Below are 2554 nucleotides of genomic sequence, written 5' to 3'. Positions count from 1 at the left end.
TGGTCTGACTGGCGCTTGTGACGCTGATCGGTATGGGCATCCGGCTGGTGATGATGTTCACCATCCAGCAACGGCGCGAGCGGATGAACCGCCAGATCAACGAACGACTGAAGACCCTGATCGCCGCCTACAAGGTGCTGGGCGGGTCTTTCACCGGCGACCTGACCGTCGATCCGACGCACAAGCGCGACCTGAGCCGTCGCAGCGTCTCGCAAGGCGAGGCGGGACTGGATCTCAGCGCCGAGGCGACGGCGGGGTCGGACCGGACCCGGCGTATCCGCGACGCGGTCGAGGCCAGTCTTGCGGATATCATCCTGCTGGGCACCGAGGACCAGGTGCGGCTGGCGCAGCAGGCGGCGCGCGAACTGGTCGCCGGGCGGCCGGTGCGGACGCATGATCTGGTCGTTTCGCTGCGCGACTTCATCCGCCAGGCGCTGGACCTGGCGCCCGTGCCGACCGGACCGGACATTCCCTTGCAAGGCCCGACGCGCCCGTCCTCGACCGGAGGCCGCGGCGCCGGCGCCGGCGCCGGCGTAACGGGCGGCCGTAGTGGGGGCGGAGGCGGCATGGGCGCAGGGATGGGCGGCGGTGGAATGGGCATGGGCGGCGCATTGGGCGACAGCCCGGACGATCCCGCCGATCCAATGGCCCGCAAGGGCTGAGCCCCGTCCGCATGCCCGAACAAGGCGGAAAGACGGCGTGGCTCTGGCGTCGGGGAAAATCGAACGCTATAGCCGCTATAACAACCGACTCTGGCCGACGAAGAGACGCGATTCATGGCTGACGCCCACGCCACTCCGCAGCACGACTACCACTTGGTGGCGCCTAGCCCCTGGCCGCTGGTGTCATCGGTCGCTGCGACCATCATGTTCATCGGCGCGGTGATCTGGATGAAGGGCCTGGCCCCGGCGGACGGCGGCCCGATCGCCGCGAACTTCCTGGCCGAAGGCAAGCCGGGCGTCTTCTTCGCCGGTCTGGCCGGCGTGCTGATCTCGGCCTTCTGCTGGTGGGCGGATGTCATCAAGGAATCCAAGGCGGGCGACCATACGCCGGTCGTGTCGCTGGGCCTGCGCTACGGCATGATCCTGTTCATCGCGTCGGAGGTGATGTTCTTCGTCGCCTTCTTCTGGATGTTCTTCGACATGGCCCTGTTCCATGAATCGCGGGCGCTTACGCCGGAAGTCGGAACCTGGGCCGATACCGCCAAGGCCTGGTCGACCTGGCCGCCGAAGGGCGTCGAGGTCCTGTCGCCGTGGCAGCTGCCGCTGCTGAACACCGTGACCCTGCTGCTCTCGGGCTGCACCGTCACCTGGGCCCACCACGCGATCCAGGTCGGCGACCGCAAGGGCGCCAAGATCGCCCTGATCATCACTGTGGCCCTGGGCGTGCTGTTTACCTGCGTCCAGGCCTATGAGTACAACCACATCCTGCACGAGAAGCTGTTCTTCAACGAAGAGGCCGTGAACTCGGGCCTGTACGGCTCAATCTTCTTTATGGCGACGGGCTTCCACGGCTTCCACGTCCTGATCGGCACCATCTTCCTGGCGGTCTGCCTGATCCGTCTGCTGAAGGGCGACTTCACCCCGCAGAAGCATTTCGGCTTCGAGGCGGCGGCCTGGTACTGGCACTTCGTGGACGTGGTCTGGCTGTTCCTGTTCGCCTTCGTCTATGTCGTCTTCGGTTGATCCAAGACGGCCCTGAAGACATCGCAGCGGCGCGGGACGAGGAATCGTCCCGCGCCGTCGTCGTTTCCGATACGCCGGTTCGCTGGGCGCTGCGGGGGCGTTGTCCCCGGTGCGGCCAGGGCGCGTTGTTCGCGGGCTTTCTGAAGGTGGCGCCAGGCTGCACGGTCTGCGGTCTGGACTATTCCACCATCCAGACGGGCGACGGCCCCGCCAGCTTCATCATGCAGATCGCCGGCTTCATCGTCGGCTTCTCGGCCCTTTTCGTCGAAATCAAATACCATCCGCCCATGTGGGTGCATCTGATCGTCTGGCTGCCGCTGGTGGTCGCTTTGTCGCTGGCCCTGATGCGGCCGGGCCGGGGGCTGATGATCGGGCTGCAATATCGGAATCAGCGATGAAGCGTTTCCCGTGGATCCTGACCGTGCTGACGGTGCTGGCCCTGATCCTGCTGATCGGGCTGGGCGTGTGGCAGGTCGAGCGGCTGAAGTGGAAGGAAGGGCTGATCGCGGCGGCCGATGCGGCGGCGGCGAAACCGCCCGCGCCACTGGATCAGGTGCTGGCCGAGACGGGGAGTGGGGGCGATCTGGAGTTCAGGAAGGCGCTGATCGTCTGTCCGGGCCTGGCCAGCGCGCCCTTCGTCGAGCTTCAGAGCATCCATGACGGCGAGGCCGGGGTGCGACTGATCTCGGCGTGCAAGCCGGCGGGGGCGGATTTCACCCTGCTGGTCGATCGTGGCTTTGTCGGCGACGGCGTGACGGCGCGTCCGCGCGTGCTCGAAACCACCCTGCCGCTGGTGATGGTCGGAGAGTTCCGCACCTTCGACAAGCCCGGCGCCATGAGCCCGGCGCCCCGCGACGGCCGCTTCTACG

General features: G+C 66.8%; 4 protein-coding genes. All 4 read left to right on the top strand.

The window, feature by feature from the left end:
* Nucleotides 1-17: 17 nt before the first annotated feature.
* Entirely contained in the window at nucleotides 18-662 is a 645-nt protein-coding gene (locus tag RT123_RS15680; protein ID WP_313010173.1) for a hypothetical protein, read from the top strand.
* Between the two features lie 114 nt (nucleotides 663-776).
* Nucleotides 777-1685, top strand: a complete 909-nt coding sequence (locus RT123_RS15675; protein WP_055806286.1) for a cytochrome c oxidase subunit 3 — start codon at nucleotides 777-779, stop codon at nucleotides 1683-1685.
* Nucleotides 1682-2083 carry a DUF983 domain-containing protein gene (locus RT123_RS15670; RefSeq protein ID WP_313010172.1) on the top strand — a complete coding sequence of 134 codons (402 nt, stop codon included), beginning with the start codon at nucleotides 1682-1684 and terminating at the stop codon, nucleotides 2081-2083. Before RT123_RS15675 ends, RT123_RS15670 begins: the two co-directional genes overlap by 4 nt.
* A partial coding sequence (locus RT123_RS15665) for an SURF1 family cytochrome oxidase biogenesis protein (protein WP_313010171.1) occupies nucleotides 2080-2554 on the top strand: 475 nt, incomplete at its 3' end. The genes RT123_RS15670 and RT123_RS15665, both read left to right, overlap by 4 nt.

Source organism: Brevundimonas vesicularis (assembly GCF_032067225.1).
Lineage (GTDB): Bacteria > Pseudomonadota > Alphaproteobacteria > Caulobacterales > Caulobacteraceae > Brevundimonas > Brevundimonas vesicularis_F.
This window is presented reverse-complemented; position numbering and strand designations above follow the sequence as displayed.

What these genes read in the sequence shown, in the direction of transcription:
- RT123_RS15675 (WP_055806286.1), top strand. Translation starts at nt 777, where the DNA reads ATGGCTGACGCCCACGCCACTCCGCAGCACGACTACCACTTGGTGGCG.